General features: G+C 52.7%; 18 protein-coding genes and 4 tRNA genes. 14 read left to right on the top strand and 8 right to left on the bottom strand.

What is annotated here, in order from left to right:
- The first annotated feature begins 105 nt into the window (after positions 1-105).
- The 14 genes from ybgC to aroG all read left to right on the top strand — a co-directional run bounded on the left by ybgC (position 106) and on the right by aroG (position 9,889).
- On the top strand, positions 106-510 hold the full coding sequence (gene ybgC, locus IV04_RS18200; RefSeq protein WP_037398221.1) for a tol-pal system-associated acyl-CoA thioesterase: 405 nt from the start codon (positions 106-108) through the stop codon (positions 508-510).
- Entirely contained in the window at positions 507-1,190 is a 684-nt protein-coding gene (gene tolQ / locus IV04_RS18195; protein WP_037398218.1) for a Tol-Pal system protein TolQ, read from the top strand. The genes ybgC and tolQ overlap by 4 nt, the downstream gene beginning before the upstream one ends.
- A 12-nt stretch (positions 1,191-1,202) precedes the next feature.
- Complete coding sequence (gene tolR / locus IV04_RS18190) at positions 1,203-1,631, top strand: colicin uptake protein TolR (protein WP_037398215.1); 429 nt, start codon at positions 1,203-1,205, stop codon at positions 1,629-1,631.
- 75 nt (positions 1,632-1,706) lie between these two features.
- Positions 1,707-2,906 carry a cell envelope integrity protein TolA gene (gene tolA, locus IV04_RS18185; RefSeq protein ID WP_037398212.1) on the top strand — a complete coding sequence of 400 codons (1,200 nt, stop codon included), beginning with the start codon at positions 1,707-1,709 and terminating at the stop codon, positions 2,904-2,906.
- 253 nt (positions 2,907-3,159) lie between these two features.
- Positions 3,160-4,452 (top strand): Tol-Pal system beta propeller repeat protein TolB, encoded by a 1,293-nt coding sequence (gene tolB / locus IV04_RS18180; protein ID WP_037398209.1) that lies wholly within the window; start codon positions 3,160-3,162, stop codon positions 4,450-4,452.
- A 44-nt stretch (positions 4,453-4,496) separates the two neighbouring features.
- Positions 4,497-5,006: a peptidoglycan-associated lipoprotein Pal gene (gene pal, locus IV04_RS18175; RefSeq protein WP_037398206.1), complete on the top strand. Its 510-nt coding sequence runs from the start codon at positions 4,497-4,499 to the stop codon at positions 5,004-5,006.
- A 9-nt stretch (positions 5,007-5,015) separates the two neighbouring features.
- Positions 5,016-5,807 (top strand): cell division protein CpoB, encoded by a 792-nt coding sequence (gene cpoB / locus IV04_RS18170; protein WP_037398203.1) that lies wholly within the window; start codon positions 5,016-5,018, stop codon positions 5,805-5,807.
- 174 nt (positions 5,808-5,981) lie between these two features.
- Positions 5,982-6,057, top strand: a tRNA-Lys gene (locus IV04_RS18165).
- Between the two features lie 90 nt (positions 6,058-6,147).
- A tRNA-Lys gene (locus tag IV04_RS18160) sits at positions 6,148-6,223 on the top strand.
- An 89-nt stretch (positions 6,224-6,312) separates the two neighbouring features.
- Positions 6,313-6,388, top strand: a tRNA-Val gene (locus tag IV04_RS18155).
- A 6-nt stretch (positions 6,389-6,394) separates the two neighbouring features.
- A tRNA-Lys gene (locus IV04_RS18150) sits at positions 6,395-6,470 on the top strand.
- 353 nt (positions 6,471-6,823) lie between these two features.
- On the top strand, positions 6,824-7,885 hold the full coding sequence (nadA, locus tag IV04_RS18145; protein ID WP_037398201.1) for a quinolinate synthase NadA: 1,062 nt from the start codon (positions 6,824-6,826) through the stop codon (positions 7,883-7,885).
- 35 nt (positions 7,886-7,920) lie between these two features.
- The gene (pnuC, locus tag IV04_RS18140; RefSeq protein ID WP_037398199.1) at positions 7,921-8,646 is read left to right on the top strand and encodes a nicotinamide riboside transporter PnuC; all 726 of its coding nucleotides are present in this window, start codon (positions 7,921-7,923) and stop codon (positions 8,644-8,646) included.
- 190 nt (positions 8,647-8,836) lie between these two features.
- Complete coding sequence (aroG, locus tag IV04_RS18135; RefSeq protein WP_037398196.1) at positions 8,837-9,889, top strand: 3-deoxy-7-phosphoheptulonate synthase AroG; 1,053 nt, start codon at positions 8,837-8,839, stop codon at positions 9,887-9,889.
- Positions 9,890-9,961: 72 nt separating this feature from the next.
- On the opposite strand, the gene gpmA is transcribed toward aroG, so the two are convergent.
- The 8 genes from gpmA to modF form a co-directional block, all read right to left on the bottom strand.
- On the bottom strand, positions 9,962-10,714 hold the full coding sequence (gene gpmA, locus IV04_RS18130) for a 2,3-diphosphoglycerate-dependent phosphoglycerate mutase (RefSeq protein ID WP_037398193.1): 753 nt from the start codon (positions 10,712-10,714) through the stop codon (positions 9,962-9,964).
- Between the two features lie 232 nt (positions 10,715-10,946).
- Positions 10,947-11,285, bottom strand: coding sequence for a PsiF family protein (locus IV04_RS18125; protein ID WP_037398190.1), 339 nt, complete (start codon positions 11,283-11,285; stop codon positions 10,947-10,949).
- A 197-nt stretch (positions 11,286-11,482) separates the two neighbouring features.
- On the bottom strand, positions 11,483-12,517 hold the full coding sequence (galM, locus tag IV04_RS18120; protein WP_037398186.1) for a galactose-1-epimerase: 1,035 nt from the start codon (positions 12,515-12,517) through the stop codon (positions 11,483-11,485).
- Positions 12,511-13,665 (bottom strand): galactokinase, encoded by a 1,155-nt coding sequence (gene galK / locus IV04_RS18115; protein WP_197062169.1) that lies wholly within the window; start codon positions 13,663-13,665, stop codon positions 12,511-12,513. The genes galM and galK overlap by 7 nt, the downstream gene beginning before the upstream one ends.
- Positions 13,662-14,711, bottom strand: a complete 1,050-nt coding sequence (gene galT / locus IV04_RS18110) for a galactose-1-phosphate uridylyltransferase (RefSeq protein ID WP_037398180.1) — start codon at positions 14,709-14,711, stop codon at positions 13,662-13,664. The genes galK and galT overlap by 4 nt, the downstream gene beginning before the upstream one ends.
- Before the next feature lie 268 nt (positions 14,712-14,979).
- The gene (locus tag IV04_RS18105; RefSeq protein ID WP_037398178.1) at positions 14,980-15,801 is read right to left on the bottom strand and encodes a CPBP family intramembrane glutamic endopeptidase; all 822 of its coding nucleotides are present in this window, start codon (positions 15,799-15,801) and stop codon (positions 14,980-14,982) included.
- A gap of 189 nt (positions 15,802-15,990) precedes the next feature.
- Positions 15,991-16,563: a cysteine hydrolase family protein gene (locus IV04_RS18100; protein WP_037398176.1), complete on the bottom strand. Its 573-nt coding sequence runs from the start codon at positions 16,561-16,563 to the stop codon at positions 15,991-15,993.
- A gap of 591 nt (positions 16,564-17,154) precedes the next feature.
- Positions 17,155-18,627 carry a molybdate ABC transporter ATP-binding protein ModF gene (gene modF, locus IV04_RS18095; RefSeq protein ID WP_037398174.1) on the bottom strand — a complete coding sequence of 491 codons (1,473 nt, stop codon included), beginning with the start codon at positions 18,625-18,627 and terminating at the stop codon, positions 17,155-17,157.
- Positions 18,628-18,786 lie beyond the last annotated feature (159 nt).

The following is an 18,786-nucleotide window of genomic DNA, read 5'->3' as shown; positions in this document are numbered from 1 at the left end:
CATGTTATGGGCCATTCAGGCCCATAATTATTCCTGTCACCCATTCCCAACCCGATCCGTCTTGCGTATAGTAGCAACGTTAAATTGCATTGGCTTGGAAGTATCGTGAGTAATACGTTGTTTCGATGGCCGGTTCGTGTCTATTACGAAGACACCGATGCCGGCGGTGTGGTTTACCACGCCCGCTACGTCGCCTTTTATGAAAGAGCGCGCACAGAGATGCTGCGTCAACATAACTTTCATCAACAGCAGCTTCTCAAGGAACATGTCGCTTTTGCCGTCCGGCGCATGACGGTCGATTATCTGTTGCCAGCGCGTCTTGATGACCTGCTGGAGGTGCAGAGTGAAATCACCTCAATGCGTGGGGCCTCTCTCACGTTTGCTCAACGCATTATCAATTCTGACGGTACTCTTTTGAGTCAGGCCGATGTGTTGATTGCATGCATTGATCCACACCAAATGAAGCCGATAGCGCTTCCTAAGTCTATTGTCGCGGAGTTTAAGCAGTGACTGACATGAACATCCTAGATTTATTCTTGAAGGCAAGCCTGCTGGTTAAACTTATCATGCTGATTCTGATAGGTTTCTCAGTGGCTTCATGGGCGATTATCATCCAGCGTACCCGCATATTGAATGCGGCTACGCGTGACGCCGAAGCCTTTGAAGACAAATTCTGGTCCGGTATTGAGCTTTCCCGTTTGTATCAGGAAAGCCAGGCGCGCCGCGATAGCCTGATGGGCTCTGAGCAAATCTTCTATTCTGGTTTCAAGGAGTTTGCCCGTTTGCACCGTGCCAATAACCATGCGCCAGAATCAGTGATCGAAGGGGCATCACGTGCAATGCGCATATCGATGAACCGCGAGCTCGAAACGCTGGAGACCCATATTCCTTTCCTCGGTACCGTAGGCTCTATCAGCCCATATATCGGTCTGTTTGGTACCGTATGGGGGATCATGCACGCCTTTATTGCGTTGGGCGCAGTCAAGCAAGCCACGCTGCAGATGGTGGCACCGGGTATCGCAGAAGCCTTGATCGCTACCGCGATCGGTCTGTTTGCCGCGATCCCTGCCGTGATGGCCTACAACCGCCTTAACCAGCGTGTTAACAAGCTTGAGCAGAATTACGACAACTTTATGGAAGAGTTTACCGCGATTCTGCACCGTCAGGCCTTCTCCAGCGACAGCAAATAAGTAGGAGGTAGCATGGCGAAAGTTCGTGGTCGTAGCCGTCGTGAGCTGAAGTCAGAAATCAACATCGTTCCGTTGCTGGATGTGCTGTTGGTGCTGTTACTGATTTTTATGGCAACGGCTCCAATTATCACTCAAAGCGTTGAAGTTGATTTGCCTGATGCGACAGATTCCAAAACGGTATCCAGCGATGATAATCCGCCAGTGATTCTGGAGGTTTCCGGTGTCGGCCAATATACCTTGGTGGCGGATCATAATCGTATGGAGCTGTTGCCGCCTGAGCAGGTTGCGGCTGAAGCCCGGTCGCGTTTGGCGGCTAACCCGAAGACGGTCTTTTTGATCGGTGGGGCAAAGGAAGTACCCTATGATGAGATTATCAAGGCATTGAATATTCTCCATCAGGCGGGCGTCGCTTCCGTGGGGCTGATGACCCAGCCAATCTAACCGCAAGGTGAGAGGCAACCCGGTTTCTGCAATCAGCAGAAACCCCGTTTAAGCACCAGTTTTTGGGACTCTATTTTGGTAAAGGCAACTGAGCAAAACGATAAGCTGAACCGCGCCGTTATTGTTTCGGTGGTTCTGCACATCATATTGATTGCCCTGTTGATTTGGGGATCGCTGCACGAAAACGCTGAAATGAGCGCTGGCGGTGGCGGCGACGGTTCCGTGGTCGGTGCCGTGATGGTCGATCCTGGGGCGGTGGTGGAGCAATATAATCGCCAACAACAGCAAAGCAATGATGCGCAGCGTGCCGAAAAGCAACGCCAGAAGAAGGCGGAGCAGCAGGCGGAAGAACTGCAGCAGAAACAGGCTGTGGAACAACAGCGTTTGAAAGAGCTTGAACAGGCACGCTTGGCTGCGCAGGAAAAAGCAGCACAGGATGCAAAAGCACAGGCTGAGCAGCAGAAAAAGGCTGCCGAACAGCAGCAACAGGCGGCTGAACAGCAGAAAGCAGCAGAACTTGCAGCGGCTAAGGCGAAAGAACAGCAGAAAGCCGCTGAGCAGGCTGCAGCAAAAGCCAAAGCCGAGGCAGATAAAATAGCCAAAGCCCAGGCAGAGGCGCAGAAGAAAGCCGAGGCAGAAGCCAAGAAAGAGGCCGCCGCTGCTGCCGCTGCCAAAAAGCAGGCAGAAGAGGCGAAGAAAGAGGCTGAGGCTGCTGCGGCACAGAAAGCCGCTGAGGCGGCGGAGAAAAAGGCCGCTGCTGAAGCCGAGAAGAAAGCGGCGGCGGAAGAAGCGAAAAAGGCTGCCGCTGCTGAGAAGGCTGCGGAAGCTAAAAAAGCGGCGGATGCCAAGAAGAAGGCGGCGGCTGAGGCAGCGAAGCAGTCTGCTGAAGTCGATGATCTGTTTGGTGGTTTGGCAGATGGCAAAAATGCGCCGAAAGCCGGTGCCAAGGCTAAAGGCGATGGTAAACCGGCAGGTCAAGGCAATGCCAAGACCGCAGGAGCTAGTGGTGCCGATTTGGATAGCTATGGTAGCCAGATACAGAATTCAATACAGAACAAATTTTATGACTGGACTTCATACAAGGGGCGCACTTGTAGATTGAGAATCAAACTTGCTCCGGATGGTCTCTTGATTGATGCGAAAGTTGAAGGTGGCGATCCTGCGCTTTGCCAGGCAGCTCTAGCAGCGGCTAGACAGGCGAAAATACCAAAACCGCCGAGTAAAGAAGTTTATGAGGCATTTAAAAATGCCCCCATTGACTTTAATCCTAAGTAGTTACAGGACTGGACGTGTATGGTGGAGAGAAATGGCTCCTCTCATATTCAAACCGCAGTACTGGTTGTTTTAACTGAGTAAAATGCAAGGACGTACTAAGGTAACCAACAGGGATCTTACCCATTATCTTGCAGTTTGCAGCGTTGTTCGCTGAAAATTCGAGATTTTCTGGGTAAACGTAGTTTTGTTTGCGTTGGTTTGTTAAAATTCTGCTAATTTATCGCGGGCATCCCGCCTGGATATGGGAGATGAGATGAAGCAGGCATTTCGAGTAATGTTAGGTTTGTTAGTCCTGTGGGCATCCGTGCTGCACGCGGAAGTTCGCATTGAAATCACCCAAGGGGTCGACTCCGCTCGCCCGATTGGCGTGGTGCCATTTAAGTGGGCGGGCCCAGGCACGCCACCGGAAGATATCGGTCAAATTGTCGGCGCAGATCTGCGCAACAGCGGCAAATTCAACCCGATTGATGCAGCACGTATGCCGCAGCAACCGGCCACGGCTTCTGAGGTAACACCGGCGGCTTGGACTGCATTGGGTATCGACGCCGTGGTTGTCGGCCAAGTGCAGCCCGGTGCTGATGGCAGCTATCTGGTTTCCTACCAGTTGGTGGATACTTCAGGGGCTCCAGGTACCATTTTGGCGCAGAATCAGTACAAGGTCACCAAACAGTGGTTGCGTTACTCTGCCCACACCGCCAGTGATGAAGTGTTTGAAAAGCTGACCGGTATCAAAGGGGCTTTCCGTACCCGTATCGCTTATGTGGTGCAGACCAACGGTGGGCAATTCCCGTATGAACTGCGCGTATCAGACTATGACGGCTATAACCAGTTTGTCGTACACCGTTCACCAGAGCCACTGATGTCACCAGCCTGGTCACCAGACGGCAGCAAGCTGGCTTACGTGACCTTTGAAAGCGGTAGTTCGGCACTGGTTATCCAGACGCTGTCCAATGGTTCTGTGCGTCAGGTGGCTTCCTTCCCGCGTCACAACGGGGCACCGGCATTCTCACCCGATGGCACTCGTTTAGCCTTTGCTTTATCGAAGAGTGGCAGCCTGCATCTGTATGTGATGAATCTGGCTTCTGGCCAGATCAGCCAGATTACCGATGGCCGCAGCAACAACACCGAACCGAGCTGGTTCCCGGATAGCCAGTCTCTGGCATATACCTCCGATCAGGGTGGCCGCCCGCAAATTTACAAAATCAATGCAAACGGTGGGGCACCACAGCGTCTGACCTGGGAAGGTTCTCAGAATCAGAACTCTGACGTGAGCCCGGACGGCAAGTTCCTGGTGATGGTGAGTTCTAACAGTGGTTCTCAGCATATTGCCAAACAAGATCTGACTTCTGGAGCTGTTCAGGTATTAACGAACACGCAACTGGACGAAACGCCGAGTATCGCACCAAACGGTACTATGGTGATCTATAGCTCCACGCAAGGTATGGGCTCAGTCCTGCAGTTGGTATCGACTGATGGACGTTTTAAAGCGCGTCTTCCGGCAACTGATGGACAGGTTAAATCACCTGCCTGGTCGCCGTATCTGTGATGCATGTGTAAATATGTATAGCAAACTATAAAAGGATCAAAGAAATGCAACTGAACAAAGTGCTGAAAGCTCTACTGCTGGCACTGCCAGTTCTGGCTGTGGCGGCCTGTAGTTCTAACAAAAGCGCGAATAATGACCAGTCTGGTATGGGTGCTGGTAACGGTATGGAGAATGGCAGCAGCAACCTGTCTTCTGAAGAGCAAGCACGTCTGCAGATGCAAGAACTGCAGAGAAACAACATTGTTTACTTCGGTTTTGACAAATATGACATCAGCTCTGAGTTCTCTCAGATGCTGGATGCGCACGCTGCATTCCTGCGCAACAACCCGTCTTACAAAGTGACCGTTGAAGGCCACGCGGATGAGCGCGGTACACCAGAGTACAACATTGCACTGGGCGAGCGTCGTGCTAACGCAGTGAAAATGTATCTGCAAGGTAAAGGCGTTTCTGCTGACCAGATCTCTATCGTTTCTTACGGTAAAGAGAAACCAGCGGTACTGGGCCACGACGAAGCGGCTTGGGCTAAAAACCGTCGTGCCGTTCTGGTTTACTAAGAGAATCACATGAACAGTAACTTCAGACGTCACCTGTTGGGTCTGTCGTTACTGGTTGGCGTAGCGGTCCCATGGGCCGCTACTGCCCAAGCGCCAATCAGTAATGTCGGCTCCGGCTCGGTCGAAGACCGTGTCACTTCGCTTGAGCGCATCAGTAATGCTCAGAGCCAGCTTTTAAACCAACTTCAGCAACAACTTTCTGATAATCAACGTGATATCGATACTCTCCGTGGGCAGATCCAGGAAAGTCAGTATCAGCTGAATCAGGTCGTTGAACGTCAGAAACAGATCTATCAGCAGATGGATAGTCTCAGCCAGGGCGGCACACAGGCTGCTGCAGCCGGTGGTGCAGCGGCGGCTACGGCGGCATCTGCGGGCGCTGACAGCAGTGCACCTGCTGCTGCGGCAGAGACTCCGGCGAGTACCGGCGATGAGAACAGCGACTACAACGCGGCTGTTTCATTGGCGCTGGAAAAAAAGCAGTATGATCAGGCTATCTCTGCTTTTCAATCCTTCACAAAGCAGTATCCGAAGTCCACTTACCTTCCTAATGCCAACTATTGGTTAGGTCAGTTGTTCTACAACAAAGGTAAAAAAGAGGATGCGGCTTACTATTATGCGGTGGTGGTGAAGAATTACCCAAAGTCACCCAAATCACCGGACGCTATGTTTAAAGTTGGGGTGATCATGCAGGAAAAAGGCCAGACGGATAAAGCCAAGGCCGTTTACCAGCAGGTGATCAAGCAGTACCCAACCAGCGATGCTGCCAAGCAGGCCAAGAAGCGTCAAGCCAGTTTGTAAGCTATAAACAAGCCCAGAAGTTAGTCATTTTGACCGGTTTCTGGGCTTGTTCGCGTGAAGAACAAGCAGTTAAACCGATTTAGCCAAAATTTAGGTTGCGCTGCCAAGAGAAATTAGTAATATATGCCGCCGTTGCCAAGACATCTTGCAAGACGTTAAAGCAACGAGGAAATTGGGTCGTTAGCTCAGTCGGTAGAGCAGTTGACTTTTAATCAATTGGTCGCAGGTTCGAATCCTGCACGACCCACCAAATTTCCTGGCGGATTAGCAAAATGCAAATCCGTAAACGATAAGAAGCTTAAAACTTCAAGTCGGGCAGCATAGCAGTAACCACAGCAGTGGGTCGTTAGCTCAGTCGGTAGAGCAGTTGACTTTTAATCAATTGGTCGCAGGTTCGAATCCTGCACGACCCACCAACTTCTTAGCGAATGAGCAAAATGCAAATTCGTAAACAATAAGAAGCTGAAGACGTCAAGTCGAGCAATATAGCAGTAACCACAGCAGTGGGTGATTAGCTCAGTTGGTAGAGCATCTCCTTTACACGGAGGGGGTCGGCGGTTCGAGCCCGTCATCACCCACCACTCTGCGGGTCGTTAGCTCAGTCGGTAGAGCAGTTGACTTTTAATCAATTGGTCGCAGGTTCGAATCCTGCACGACCCACCATCTCTAAGACATCGGCATAAAGTTAAATCGTGAAGGATGAGAATCGTCAAGATCTGGTCTCACGATGTAAACTCGAGCAATCCTGCACTGCCTCTGCTTCCCCAACCGACTTAATCTCAGTTTTCAAATTCAGCTATTCAGATCGCCCCCTTAAAACCCCGTGTTAACCATTCAATTATCTGGTTTAGGCTTAAATTTTCAATCTGCTAAACAATAGGCACGGTTAATCGAAAAATGTCAGCGACTTTTCGCTAGGTTTTAGGTATTTTGTTTAGTATATAAAACGAGGGCGTTTGTGAGGGCAAATGAGAGCCTGACAAGCAGACGGACAGCCTAGCACAGAGACGATAGCGATGAGTGAAATGTTTGATGTCAACGCGGCGGTGTACCCCTTCCCGCCGAAACCGGTGCCGCTAGATGCAGCCGAAAAGGCTTTTTATCGGCAGAAAATCAAAACCTTGCTCAAACAGCGTGATGCGGTGATGGTGGCTCACTACTATACCGATCCAGAGATCCAGGCATTGGCCGAAGAGACAGGCGGTTGCGTGGCGGATTCACTCGAGATGGCGCGTTTTGGCAGCAACCATCCAGCCTCAACCCTGTTGGTGGCCGGTGTGCGTTTTATGGGGGAAACGGCCAAGATCCTCAGCCCAGAGAAACGCGTGCTGATGCCGACGCTGCATGCCGAATGCTCGCTCGATCTCGGCTGCCCAGAGGAAGAATTTCAGGCATTTTGCGATCAGCATCCAGATCGCACGGTTGTGGTTTATGCCAATACCTCGGCAGCGGTGAAAGCACGCGCAGATTGGGTCGTCACGTCGAGTATTGCCGTTGAGCTGATAGAACATCTCGATAGCCTGGGTGAGAAAATTATCTGGGCACCCGATCGCCATCTTGGCCATTATGTACAGAAGCAGACTGGAGCCGATGTGTTGTGCTGGCAAGGCGCTTGTATCGTCCATGACGAGTTTAAAACCCAAGCGCTAATACGCATGAAAGCACTCTACCCAGAAGCGGCAATATTGGTGCATCCCGAGTCACCGCAAGCAGTCGTCGATTTGGCTGATGCGATAGGTTCAACCAGCCAACTGATTCAGGCGGCGAGAGCGTTGCCCAATCCGCAACTGATTGTCGCCACCGATCGCGGTATTTTCTACAAAATGCAGCAGGCTTGCCCAGATAAAGAGCTGTTTGAAGCTCCGACGGCTGGTGAGGGAGCAACCTGCCGCAGTTGTGCGCATTGCCCGTGGATGGCGATGAACGGCTTGCAAGCGATCGCTGAAGGGCTGGAACAGGGCGGTGCCCAGCATGAGGTTTTTGTTGATAGAGCCGTGCGTGAAAAAGCGTTGATCCCGCTTAACCGCATGCTGGCGTTTGCCGCCCAGTTGAAAATGCCGGTGAAAGGGAATGCCTGATTGCCGATTAACCGTTCGATGATAAGGATAGCGAGATGAGTTTTTTTAGTACCAGCAATATTTTGGTTCACATTCCGCTTGGTGCTGGGGGTTACGATCTGTCATGGATTGAGGCTATCGGTACGCTGTTTGGCTTGTTGTGCATCTGGTATGCCAGCAAAGAGAAAATCATCAACTATCTGTTTGGCTTGATTAACGTGACGCTGTTTGCGGTGATCTTTTTCCAGATCCAGCTTTACGCCAGCCTGCTGTTACAGCTGTTTTTCTTCGTGGCGAATATTTACGGCTGGTATGCTTGGAGCCGTCAGACGCAGGATCATCAGGCTGAACTGAAGATCCGCTGGCTGTCGCTGCCTAAAGCGCTGATGTGGGGGGCGATCTGTATTTTGGGCATTGCCTTGATGACCTTTAATATCGATCGCGTGTTTGCCTCCCTGACACAGATTTCGGTCACGGCGATGCAGGCACTTGGCCTGGGTGTGCAAATGCCTGAATTGCAGCCGGATGCTTTCCCGTTCTGGGATTCAACGATGATGGTGTTGTCGATTGCGGCGATGATTTTGATGACGCGCAAATACGTTGAAAACTGGTTACTGTGGGTGGTGATTGATGTCATCAGTGTCGCAATTTTTGCCTACCAGGGCGTATACGCAATGGCGCTGGAGTACGTTATTCTGACGTTGATCGCCCTCAACGGTTCCTGGTTGTGGATCCGCGCCGCCACCCGAAATCATTCCCGCCCACTGTCTTCTGTAGCATAATGCAGCAATCCAGAACTCAGGAGGCCGCTCCTGAGTTCACCGTCCTTGGCTAATCGTGCAAGCTGGAACGATATATTTAGGGCATATGCACGCCAAAGGTGATTTACAGCACCAGTCTCACAGGCTAGATTGTTGGGATCTCATGATAAACGCTGCGAAATACACCTTCCCGATACCGAATGGAAAAGCTATGAATTACCAAAACGACGATTTACGCATAAAAGAAATTAAGGAACTCCTGCCTCCGGTGGCTCTGCTGGAGAAGTTTCCGGCCACTGAACAGGCTGCGGAAACGGTGTCAAAAGCTCGCAATGCGATTCACAAAATCCTTCGTGGCAATGACGATCGCCTGCTGGTGGTGATTGGTCCTTGCTCGATTCACGATACCAAAGCGGCAAAAGAGTATGCCGCGCGCCTGCTGAAGCTGCGTCAAGAACTGAACGGCGAACTGGAAGTGGTAATGCGGGTTTATTTTGAAAAACCGCGTACTACCATTGGCTGGAAAGGGCTGATCAACGATCCGCATATGGACAACAGCTTCCAGATCAACGATGGCCTGCGTTTGGCGCGTAAACTGCTGCTGGATATCAATGACAGCGGCCTGCCTGCTGCGGGTGAGTTCCTTGACATGATCACCCCACAGTACCTGGGGGATCTGATGAGCTGGGGAGCCATCGGCGCTCGTACTACGGAATCTCAGGTGCACCGCGAACTGGCTTCTGGCCTGTCCTGCCCGGTAGGGTTCAAGAATGGCACTGACGGCACTATTAAGGTTGCGATTGACGCTATCAACGCTGCCGGTGCGCCACACTGCTTCCTGTCTGTTACTAAATGGGGGCATTCGGCGATTGTTAATACGGGCGGGAATGGCGATTGCCATATCATCCTGCGTGGTGGCAAAGAGCCCAACTACAGCGCTGCGCATGTAAAAGAAGTGAAGGAAGGCTTGGCGAAAGCAGGCTTGCCAGCACTGGTGATGATTGATTTCAGCCATGCTAACAGCAGTAAGCAGTTTAAGAAGCAGATGGATGTGAGCGCAGACGTCTGTAAGCAGCTTCGTGGCGGTGAGAAAGCTATTATCGGGGTCATGATCGAAAGCCATCTGGTGGAAGGGAATCAGAACCTGGAAAGCGGTGAGCCGCTGGTTTACGGCAAGAGCGTGACCGATGCCTGCATCGGTTGGGAAGATACCGAAAGCGTCTTGCGTGAGCTGGCTGCTGCGGTGAAAGCGCGCCGCAGTTAACTCCCGGCAGTCGCTAAAAAAGAAGCCCCCGGCGTTAAAAACCGGGGGCTTCTTGCATTTTACCGCGAAGGGTTATTTCGCTTTACCCTGGTTGGCGACCGCAGCCGCTTTGGCAGCGATCTCATCGGCATTACCCAGATAGTAATGTTTTACCGGTTTGAAATTTTCGTCGAATTCATACACCAACGGCACGCCGGTTGGGATGTTCAACTCGAGGATTTCATCCTCACTCAGGTTATCCAGATATTTCACCAGAGCACGCAGCGAGTTACCGTGTGCTGCCACGATCACGCGTTCACCGTTCTTGATGCGCGGCAGGATTTCTGCGTCCCAGTAAGGGATCACACGATCGATGGTCAGAGCCAGGCTTTCGGTGGTGGGTAGCTCTTTGTCGGTCAGCTTTGCATAGCGTGGATCGTGGCCTGGGTAACGCTCATCATCTTTGTTCAACTCCGGCGGCGTCACGGCAAAGCCACGTCGCCACTGTTTCACCTGCTCATCACCGTATTTTTCAGCGGTTTCAGATTTATTCAGGCCTTGCAAAGCACCGTAGTGGCGCTCGTTCAGCTTCCAGGATTTCTCAGTTGGCAGCCAGGCCTGATCGAGTTCATCCAGAATATTCCACAGCGTATGGATCGCGCGCTTTAGCACTGAGGTGTAAGCGAAGTCGAAAGCAAAGCCTTCATCTTTTAACAGCTTACCTGCTGCCTTTGCCTCGGTACGACCTTTGTCAGACAGATCAACATCATACCAACCGGTAAAGCGGTTTTCGTTGTTCCACTGGCTTTCGCCGTGACGCACTAAAACCAGTTTCGTTACAGCCATAGCTTAGCTCCTCACTATTTTTAATGATAACGATAATCATTATATTACTGCATCCGGTGGCTCGGCAATCAATATGCCCAGCATGTTTGGTAGCAGTTTACAAACAATCGACCATCGTTTAACCATAGTCAATTTCTGGCCACAAGGCATGCGGAATCGTGCAGTTTGGTCGGTGGGGAGCTAACAGCGGCGCGAGTGAGATCGATTCAAACACGCCGGAGAGTTAATGCGATCAGGCTGACTTTTTCAGGCAGTTGCTCATGAAGGTTTTACGCTCATCGCCTTTCAGGCTCTTTTGAGCAGCATCGGCGTTACAGTTTTTCATTTTCTGCTGTTGCGGTGTGAGGGCCTTTTCTGTTTGGTGCCCCTCGGATTTCAGGCAACTGCTCATGAAGGTTTTACGTTCATCGCCTTTCAGTGATTGACTGGAGGCCTGTTGATTACAATCGGTCATACGCTTCTGCTGGGCTGCCTGCGCCGGAGAAGGCGTTTTTGCTGCGGTGTCAGCAGCCATCAGATGGGTGCTCAACATGAGACCTGCGAGTAATGGAAGTGCAGTAATCAGACGCATAGGTGTTCCTTCAGCTATTGACCGGCCAGAATGGCCGAGAATTGTGATTAAGCACAACATGTTGCGCTTATCACCGCCGTTTGATTCTAGACCTGGGTTTGGAATAAGGAAAGTTCACCGCTGGCGGGATAGAAGGGTAAAAGGGTAAGTATTTATAACCATACCGCCCCTGGCCGCGTGGCGAGGGGCGTGGTGGGTCAGATAGGATTAAACTGATAATGCGTGGCGCTCTGATAAACTTGGCCGGGTTGCAGCCAACAATCCGGTTGCGGCCATTCGGGATGATTTGGGCTATCGGGCAAAAATTCCGTTTCCAAGGCCACACCGGCATAGTTGGCATAGGTGCCGCCTTCACGCGCGGGTGTGCCAGCCAGGTAATTACCGCTGTAGAGTTGCAAAGCCGGGGCACTGGTGAATACGGTTAATTTGACTTGGCCGTCAGCCGACCACAGATGTGCCGCCGGGGTTTCTAATCGGCTACTGGTGCGGTGCAGCAGGTAGGCATGGTCATAGCCCTTTACCAACTGTTGATCGTGGTCATGCAGGAAATCCTGCAACAGGGTTTTCGGCTGGCGGAAATCCATGCCGCTGCCTGCTACTTCGGTTAAGTCAGCACAGGGGATACCAGCACTGTCTACCGGCAGGTAGTGGTCAGCAAACAGTTGTAAACGCTGCTGGCGCGCATCGTGACCTGCTCCATCCAGGTTGAAATAGGCATGGTTGGTCAAATTGACCGGGCAGGCGCGGTCGACCAGGGCCTGATAGCCGATTTCCAGCCGGTTATCGTCGGTAAGCCGGTATTCCAGGGTAACGTCCAGATTACCGGGAAACCCTTGGTCACCGTCAGGCGAATGCAGTTGATAAACCACCCGTTGCTCGTTCTGGGCAACGATTTGCCAGCGGCGGTTGTGGAACCCTGCTGGCCCGCCGTGCAACTGGTGTTCTCCCTGATTGGCTACCAGCGGGTGCGGTTTGCCATCAAGCAACAGGCTGGCGTGTGCAATGCGGTTGGCATAGCGCCCAACGGTTGCCCCTAGATAGGCGCTTTGATGCAGATAATCTGCCGGTGTTTTGCAGCCCAGCAGCAGCTCACGTTTTTCTCCCGATTTCAGCGGCAACACGGCAGAAAGCCAGGTAGCCCCCCAGTCCATCAGCGTGACCGTCATCCCAGCGGCATTGCGCAGGGTGGTGAGAATAAACGGCTGGCCGTCAGGGGCTGTATCGGTCAGCATGGGCCTGCTCCTTGCGACGCTTTGCAGACATAGAAAGTTTCCTGTAACCCATTGGTCTGCAGAGGATATTCCCGTGCTACCGCCGCGCGTACCGGCTCCACCAAATCCAGCGGCATCAGCGCTACGATGCAACCACCGAAACCGCCGCCAGTCATGCGCACGCCACCGCGATCGCCAAGGGTGTTTTTAACAATCTCAACCAACGTATCGATGGCGGGAACGGTGATTTCGAAATCATCACGCATAGATGCATGTGATTCTGCCATCAGTTTACCCATCAGTTTGAGATTGCCCGCAGCCAGCGCATCGGCAGCGGCCAGCGTGCGCTGATTCTCGCTAATTACGTGGCGTGCCCGCTTGGCAACGAGAGGATCCAGCTCGTGCTGGATCGGGAAAAACAGTTCCGGGCTGACATCCCGTAGCGCCTTAACGCCAAAGAAGCGCGCGGCCTCTTCACACTGCTTGCGGCGGGTATTGTATTCGCTGTCAACCAAGCCTCGTTTTACATTGGAGTTGATGATCACCACCGCCACGTTTTTCGGCATCGGCACCGCACGCGTTTCCAGTGAGCGACAATCGATCAGCAGTGCATGATCCTGTTTACCCAGCGCCGATATCAGTTGGTCCATAATGCCGCAGTTACAGCCGACAAACTGGTTCTCGGCCTCCTGGCCGTTCAGCGCCAGCGCGACGCCATCGAGTGGTAATTGGTAAAGCGCTTGTATGGCCTGGCCGACGGCGACTTCTAGTGAGGCCGAAGAGCTGAGCCCAGCCCCTTGCGGCACATTACCGCTGATCGCCAGATCGGCACCGCCAAAATTCGCATTACGCAACTGCAGATGCTTGACCACACCGCGTATATAGTCGGCCCAGCGCAGGCTAGGGTGGTTGACGATCGGGGCATCCAGCGAGAACAGATCCTGCTGGTTATCATAGTCGGCAGCCAAAACCCGGATCTGGCGATCGTTGCGCGGGGCACAGCTAATCACCGTTTGGTAATCAATCGCACAAGGCAGGACAAAACCATCGTTATAATCGGTGTGTTCGCCAATCAGGTTGACCCGGCCCGGAGCCTGAATGGTGAGGGTAGGTGTATAGCCAAAGTGTTGGGCAAAAAGGGTTTGAGTATGATCTTTGAGGCTCATTATTTCACTCCGGCTTCACAATAATGGATATCACTGACTGCACGCAGGCGTTCTGCCGCCTGTTCTGCGGTGAGATCGCGCTGGGTTTCTGCCAGCATTTCATAGCCCACCATAAATTTGCGTACCGAGGCGGAACGCAGCAGTGGTGGATAGAAATGGGCATGCAGTTGCCAATGGCGATTGTCGGCGGCGTTGAACGGCGCGCCGTGCCAACCCATCGAGTAAGGGAAAGAGCACTGGAACAAATTGTCGTAACGGCTGGTGAGTTTTTTCAGGGCGAGCGCCAGATCGCTGCTCTGTGCGGCGGTGAGTTCAGTCAGGCGTTGCACCGGGGCTTTGGGTAACAGCAAGGTTTCGAACGGCCACGCAGCCCAATATGGCACCACCGCCAGCCAGTGCTCGGTTTCCACCACGGTTCGGCTGCCATCAGCCAGTTCACGCTGCGCATAATCCACCAGCAAAGGGGACTGATGCTGGTGGAAATAGTCCTGTTGCAACCGATCTTCACGTTCGGCTTCGTTGGGCAGGAAACTGTTAGCCCATATCTGGCCATGCGGATGAGGGTTTGAGCAACCCATCGCCGCCCCTTTGTTTTCAAATACCTGCACCCAAGGATAAGTGCGGCCAAGATCGGCGGTTTGTTCCTGCCAGGTGGCGATCACCTGTTCCAGCGCGGGTAGCGAGAGCTGTGGCAGCGTTTTACTGTGATCGGGTGAGAAACAGATTACCCGGCTGATACCGCGTGCGCTTTGGCAGCGCATCAGCGGATCGTGGGCTTCTGGTGCCAGGGGCGTATCGGGCATCAACGCGGCAAAGTCATTGGTAAAAACGTAGGTGCCGGGATAGACGGGGTTTTGATCGCCGGTAACGCGTTGATTGCCGGGGCACAGAAAGCAGTCGGGATCGTGCGCGGGCAGCGTTTCCTGCGCGGGTGATTCTTGCTGGCCCTGCCACGGACGTTTGGCCCGATGAGGAGACACCAGTACCCACTGGCCTGTGAGCGGATTGAAACGGCGATGTGGGTGATCGATGGGATTAAAATCGGACATAACGCTTCCTTCATCTACCTGTCGGTATTCTGTAATCGTTTTCACTACTGCATGATCGATTATGGATCAAGACGCAGCAGAAATAATGGGGGAAAGATAGCACGCTTGTGATGATAAAAAGGTGATCTATCACCAATAATGAAATCGTTTACATTGAGGGAATTGTCAAAAAGAAGAGGGTTAGCTATAGATTGAACCTAAGGAGAGGTGAATGAGTGGTAACGCTTCCACTGTATTGGCCAGCAGGGAAACCTGCCAGCCAGAAGGATTACGGATGCTGATACACGGGATAGGTGAAGAACAATAAATGGGTCAGATTAAGGCCAAAGTGGAAAACAACCGGCACCCACAGACGACGACTCCACATCCAGGCCAAGCCATAAATCACCCCGGCCAGCGTAGCAAATATCACCATCAGCATCCCACCGGCAAAATGCGCAGCGCCAAACAGCAATGCCGTGATGACTAACGCAGGGTAAGCACCTAACCACTGGCGGATGCGCTGTTGCAGATAACCACGGAACAGGGCTTCCTCAGCCAGAGAAACAAAGAACAGATTGGCCATCATAAACGCCAGGATCCACGTCGGCATATACAGTTCAATCTTCAGGCCACCAAGTGCTACGGCCAGCAACAGCAAGGCTGGAACGGCTAACACCAGCAGCACCCAAGCGCTAATGCCTACCTGCTGCTCGGTTTTGCCAGCGTTGAATAGCGTTGGCAGGCAGGCAAACAGCAGGAAGGGCACCAAGGCTTTGTCGAAGTTGTAATACAGGGAATAGGGGGAACTCAATGGCCCGGTTTTTTCTTGTACCACCATCAATGGGTTATTGAAGCCCGGAATCAGGTGACAAAACAGCGCCAGAGAGCTGGCAACCAGAAAGATTTCCAGAATGAGTGCGGCGGCTCGCTGCTGGCGGTATTGCTGGCGCAGCCAAATCGCCATGGCGATCGGTACCAAGTAAGCCAGGCCCAGTGGCGTCAGGATCTGATGGTAGACTCCCATTGCTGCCGCAGCGGCTAACAGGATCCCGGCAAACAGCCGATTAAAGGGTAAGAAAAACAATGAAGCCGAAAGTACGCCCCACATAATCGTGATTCCTGTATAGAGTAAACACGCTGTACCCGATACAAAAGGGTCAGCTTGTTAGTGACTTGTGAAATGAGTGCTGAATGGGATAGTAGCACAGGGAAATTAGCGCAATGGTCAAAGCAGTGATGAAAAATGTGGTAAATGCCCGCGTTAGCCCTACCGTGGCGGCAGGGCATCAACAGGTTGTTATCCCTGCATCCAGGCTTGTGAGCGTATGACGCGGCCAAGGTTTTGCAGCGTTTCCAGGCTTTGCTGGTGGATCTCTTCCGTTGGTGCGGTGCAGAGATCCTGTAAGACCGTGACTTGGAAACCGGCATCATGCGCCTGCCGTGCGGTGCTCTCGATCGCCAGCAACGTACTGATACCGCCGAGCAGCAAATGATGGCAGCGGTGCTGCTGTAACCAGGCTAACAAATTGTTACCGGCAAAGGCCGAAATTGCTTTTTTTTCGAACTGTAAATCCTCTGGTTTTACCTCCAGCCCTTTCAGCCAGTGGCAGCCCCCGTTACTTAAGCGCAATGCTCCGATGTGTTTAAGGTGGTTGAAGAGTGGGGAATGGGGGGGAATATCATGATAATCGTCGGCGAAGCCGACGCGCACCCAGATGACCGGAATTTTGCGTACCCGCGCGTAAGCGGCAGCCGCATTGGTGTGGGCGACGATATCTTGCGCCACCAACTGTTCATGGCAATGGTTAGCTCGCCCTTTCGGGCCTGCCAGGTCTTCAATCAGGTCAATAATAATCAGTGCGGCAGACATACCCTCTCCAGAAAATGGTTTTGCCTACCTCATATGATAAAAGGCTAAGTGTGATGTGTTGCGGGGAAGTGTTGCCGAATATGTCATTGGGTGAGGGCGCGCGCTCACAGGTGCTGCCTCTTATACACAACGTACTTGCCTATATCAGCCAGGTGTAATGGGAATTGCCGTAAACAGCATACAATCTCATGAACCTACACTGAACGACAATTGCTGGGCCCAAGGTGAGGTCCTGTCTGTACTCTGCCCACGCTTATTGTCGGTGAGATGAGCACGGGTGTTGAGGCCATTGAAGGCGCCGAACGGAGACACAGCGCATAGGCGAACGCGCCACGGACGGCGCGTTCAGGCGAGACAGGCAGGGACGCCTGTCGTAGCCGGCCTTAATGCGCGGTGGCGGAGTGAGGGAAGTGGGCGAAGCCCACCGCCTGATATGGCAAGGGCCGGGGTGTTGGGGGCTGGCTCTTGAGCCCCCAACTCGGTCGCGTTCACCACGTTAGTGAATAAACACAAAAAGTGTAGCGACCGAAATAAACACCCATCCCACAACAAACCTCAAAATGTGAACGAGAGACATCCCTCCCAGGGAATCTACGCTAAATTGTCGTACTGATAGCGATAACCGTCACCTTCTGGGACAAACGTCAGACGGTGAGTAATACACTGTGGGGCATCTTCCGCATGGTGTGAGACAAACAGCAGTTGGGTCGCGCCTTGCTCAATCAGCACATCGATAAAACGCCGCACCAGTTGGCGGTTCAGCGGATCCAGCCCCTGCAAAGGTTCATCAAGGATCAGCAACGCCGGGTGCTTGACCAGTGCGCGGGCGATCAGCGCCAGCCGCTGTTGGCCCCAAGAGAGACTGTGGAAAGGGGCATCACCTTGTTCCCCGCCAAGCCCAAGCAGAGCCAGCCATTGGGTGGTCAGTTTCTGCTGGCGATCGGAGACCGCCTGATAGATACCGATCGAATCGAAGAAACCGGACAGGATCACGTTACGCACGTTGGAACTGATGCGGTAATCCAGATGCAGGCTGCTGCTGACGTAACCGATATGGCGCTTGATGTCCCAGATGGTTTCACCGCTACCGCGTCGGCGGCCAAACAGCGTCAGATCGTTGCTGTAACCCTGCGGATGATCGCCAGTAATCAGGCTGAGCAGAGTGGATTTACCTGCACCGTTCGGGCCGACGATCTGCCAGTGCTCACCGGGGTTTACCTGCCAACTGAGTTGGTTAAGAATGGGGCGATCGTTATAGCTCACCACACCATTGCGCAACACGATTAACGGTTGATCGGTCGGTAGCGTGGTTTTATTCAGCGGATCTTCGGTTTCTGGCAGCGTCAGCCCGTTAAGATTCTCGCTATGTGCCAGTTGAGCGACCAACGCTTCGGCCATCACCTGTTCACGTCGCCCCTGGCTGGTGAGGGTACAATCTGCCAACACGCCCACCTGCTGAATAAAATCCGGGATCTCATCAAAACGATTCAACACCAGCACCAGCGTATAACCTTGTTGCGAAAGGGTTTCCAGCAACGCGGCGAGTTGAGCCCGTGAATTGACGTCCAAGCCATCAAACGGTTCATCAAGAATCAACAAATCCGGTTGCGGCATCAGGGCCTGACATAACAGAGCCTTACGCGTTTCGCCAGTAGACAGATACTTGAAGCGGCGAGAAAGCAGAGCAGTAATGCCAAATTGTGCGGCTAATTGTTGGCAACGGGCAGGATCCTGCACATCTTCCTGAATGATTTCGGCTGTCGTTCGGCCAGTATCATCTTCGTCGGGGCTGAGCAGGTCGGTATTGTTGCGTTGCCATTCATCGCTGACCAGCTTTTGCAATTGCTCAAACGAAATCCGTACCACGCGGTGAAAATCGCTGTGGCGCTCGCCTTTCAGTAGTATTAACTCCCCCGCCAATGCACGTGCCAGAGCTGATTTCCCACTGCCATTGGCACCGACAAACGCCCAACTGTCACCGGATTTAATCTCCAGTTGATCCAGTTGCAGGGTGCGGGTGTCGCTTAAACGAAATGAACCTTGCGAAATGTGCAACAACGACATCATTTATTCCTTGTTATGCAATCATACCCAAAATAATTCGAGTTGCTTGTAGGCGGCCAGCAACGGAGACCCCAGGAGCATAGCTGACTATGTGACTGGGGCGACGGTGAGCAGCCAACACCCAAGCAACTTGAAGTATGACGGGTATATTTGCTTTAG

The organism is Serratia sp. Ag1 (genome assembly GCF_000743355.1).
Classification (GTDB): Bacteria; Pseudomonadota; Gammaproteobacteria; order Enterobacterales; family Enterobacteriaceae; genus Chania.
This window is presented reverse-complemented; position numbering and strand designations above follow the sequence as displayed.

What these genes read in the sequence shown, in the direction of transcription:
- tolR (WP_037398215.1), top strand. Translation starts at nt 1,203, where the DNA reads ATGGCGAAAGTTCGTGGTCGTAGCCGTCGTGAGCTGAAGTCAGAAATC.
- tolB (WP_037398209.1), top strand. Translation starts at nt 3,160, where the DNA reads ATGAAGCAGGCATTTCGAGTAATGTTAGGTTTGTTAGTCCTGTGGGCA.
- pal (WP_037398206.1), top strand. Translation starts at nt 4,497, where the DNA reads ATGCAACTGAACAAAGTGCTGAAAGCTCTACTGCTGGCACTGCCAGTT.
- cpoB (WP_037398203.1), top strand. Translation starts at nt 5,016, where the DNA reads ATGAACAGTAACTTCAGACGTCACCTGTTGGGTCTGTCGTTACTGGTT.
- nadA (WP_037398201.1), top strand. Translation starts at nt 6,824, where the DNA reads ATGAGTGAAATGTTTGATGTCAACGCGGCGGTGTACCCCTTCCCGCCG.
- pnuC (WP_037398199.1), top strand. Translation starts at nt 7,921, where the DNA reads ATGAGTTTTTTTAGTACCAGCAATATTTTGGTTCACATTCCGCTTGGT.
- aroG (WP_037398196.1), top strand. Translation starts at nt 8,837, where the DNA reads ATGAATTACCAAAACGACGATTTACGCATAAAAGAAATTAAGGAACTC.
- gpmA (WP_037398193.1), bottom strand. Translation starts at nt 10,714, where the DNA reads ATGGCTGTAACGAAACTGGTTTTAGTGCGTCACGGCGAAAGCCAGTGG.
- IV04_RS18125 (WP_037398190.1), bottom strand. Translation starts at nt 11,285, where the DNA reads ATGCGTCTGATTACTGCACTTCCATTACTCGCAGGTCTCATGTTGAGC.
- galM (WP_037398186.1), bottom strand. Translation starts at nt 12,517, where the DNA reads ATGCTGACCGATACAGCCCCTGACGGCCAGCCGTTTATTCTCACCACC.
- galT (WP_037398180.1), bottom strand. Translation starts at nt 14,711, where the DNA reads ATGTCCGATTTTAATCCCATCGATCACCCACATCGCCGTTTCAATCCG.
- IV04_RS18105 (WP_037398178.1), bottom strand. Translation starts at nt 15,801, where the DNA reads ATGTGGGGCGTACTTTCGGCTTCATTGTTTTTCTTACCCTTTAATCGG.
- IV04_RS18100 (WP_037398176.1), bottom strand. Translation starts at nt 16,563, where the DNA reads ATGTCTGCCGCACTGATTATTATTGACCTGATTGAAGACCTGGCAGGC.
- modF (WP_037398174.1), bottom strand. Translation starts at nt 18,627, where the DNA reads ATGTCGTTGTTGCACATTTCGCAAGGTTCATTTCGTTTAAGCGACACC.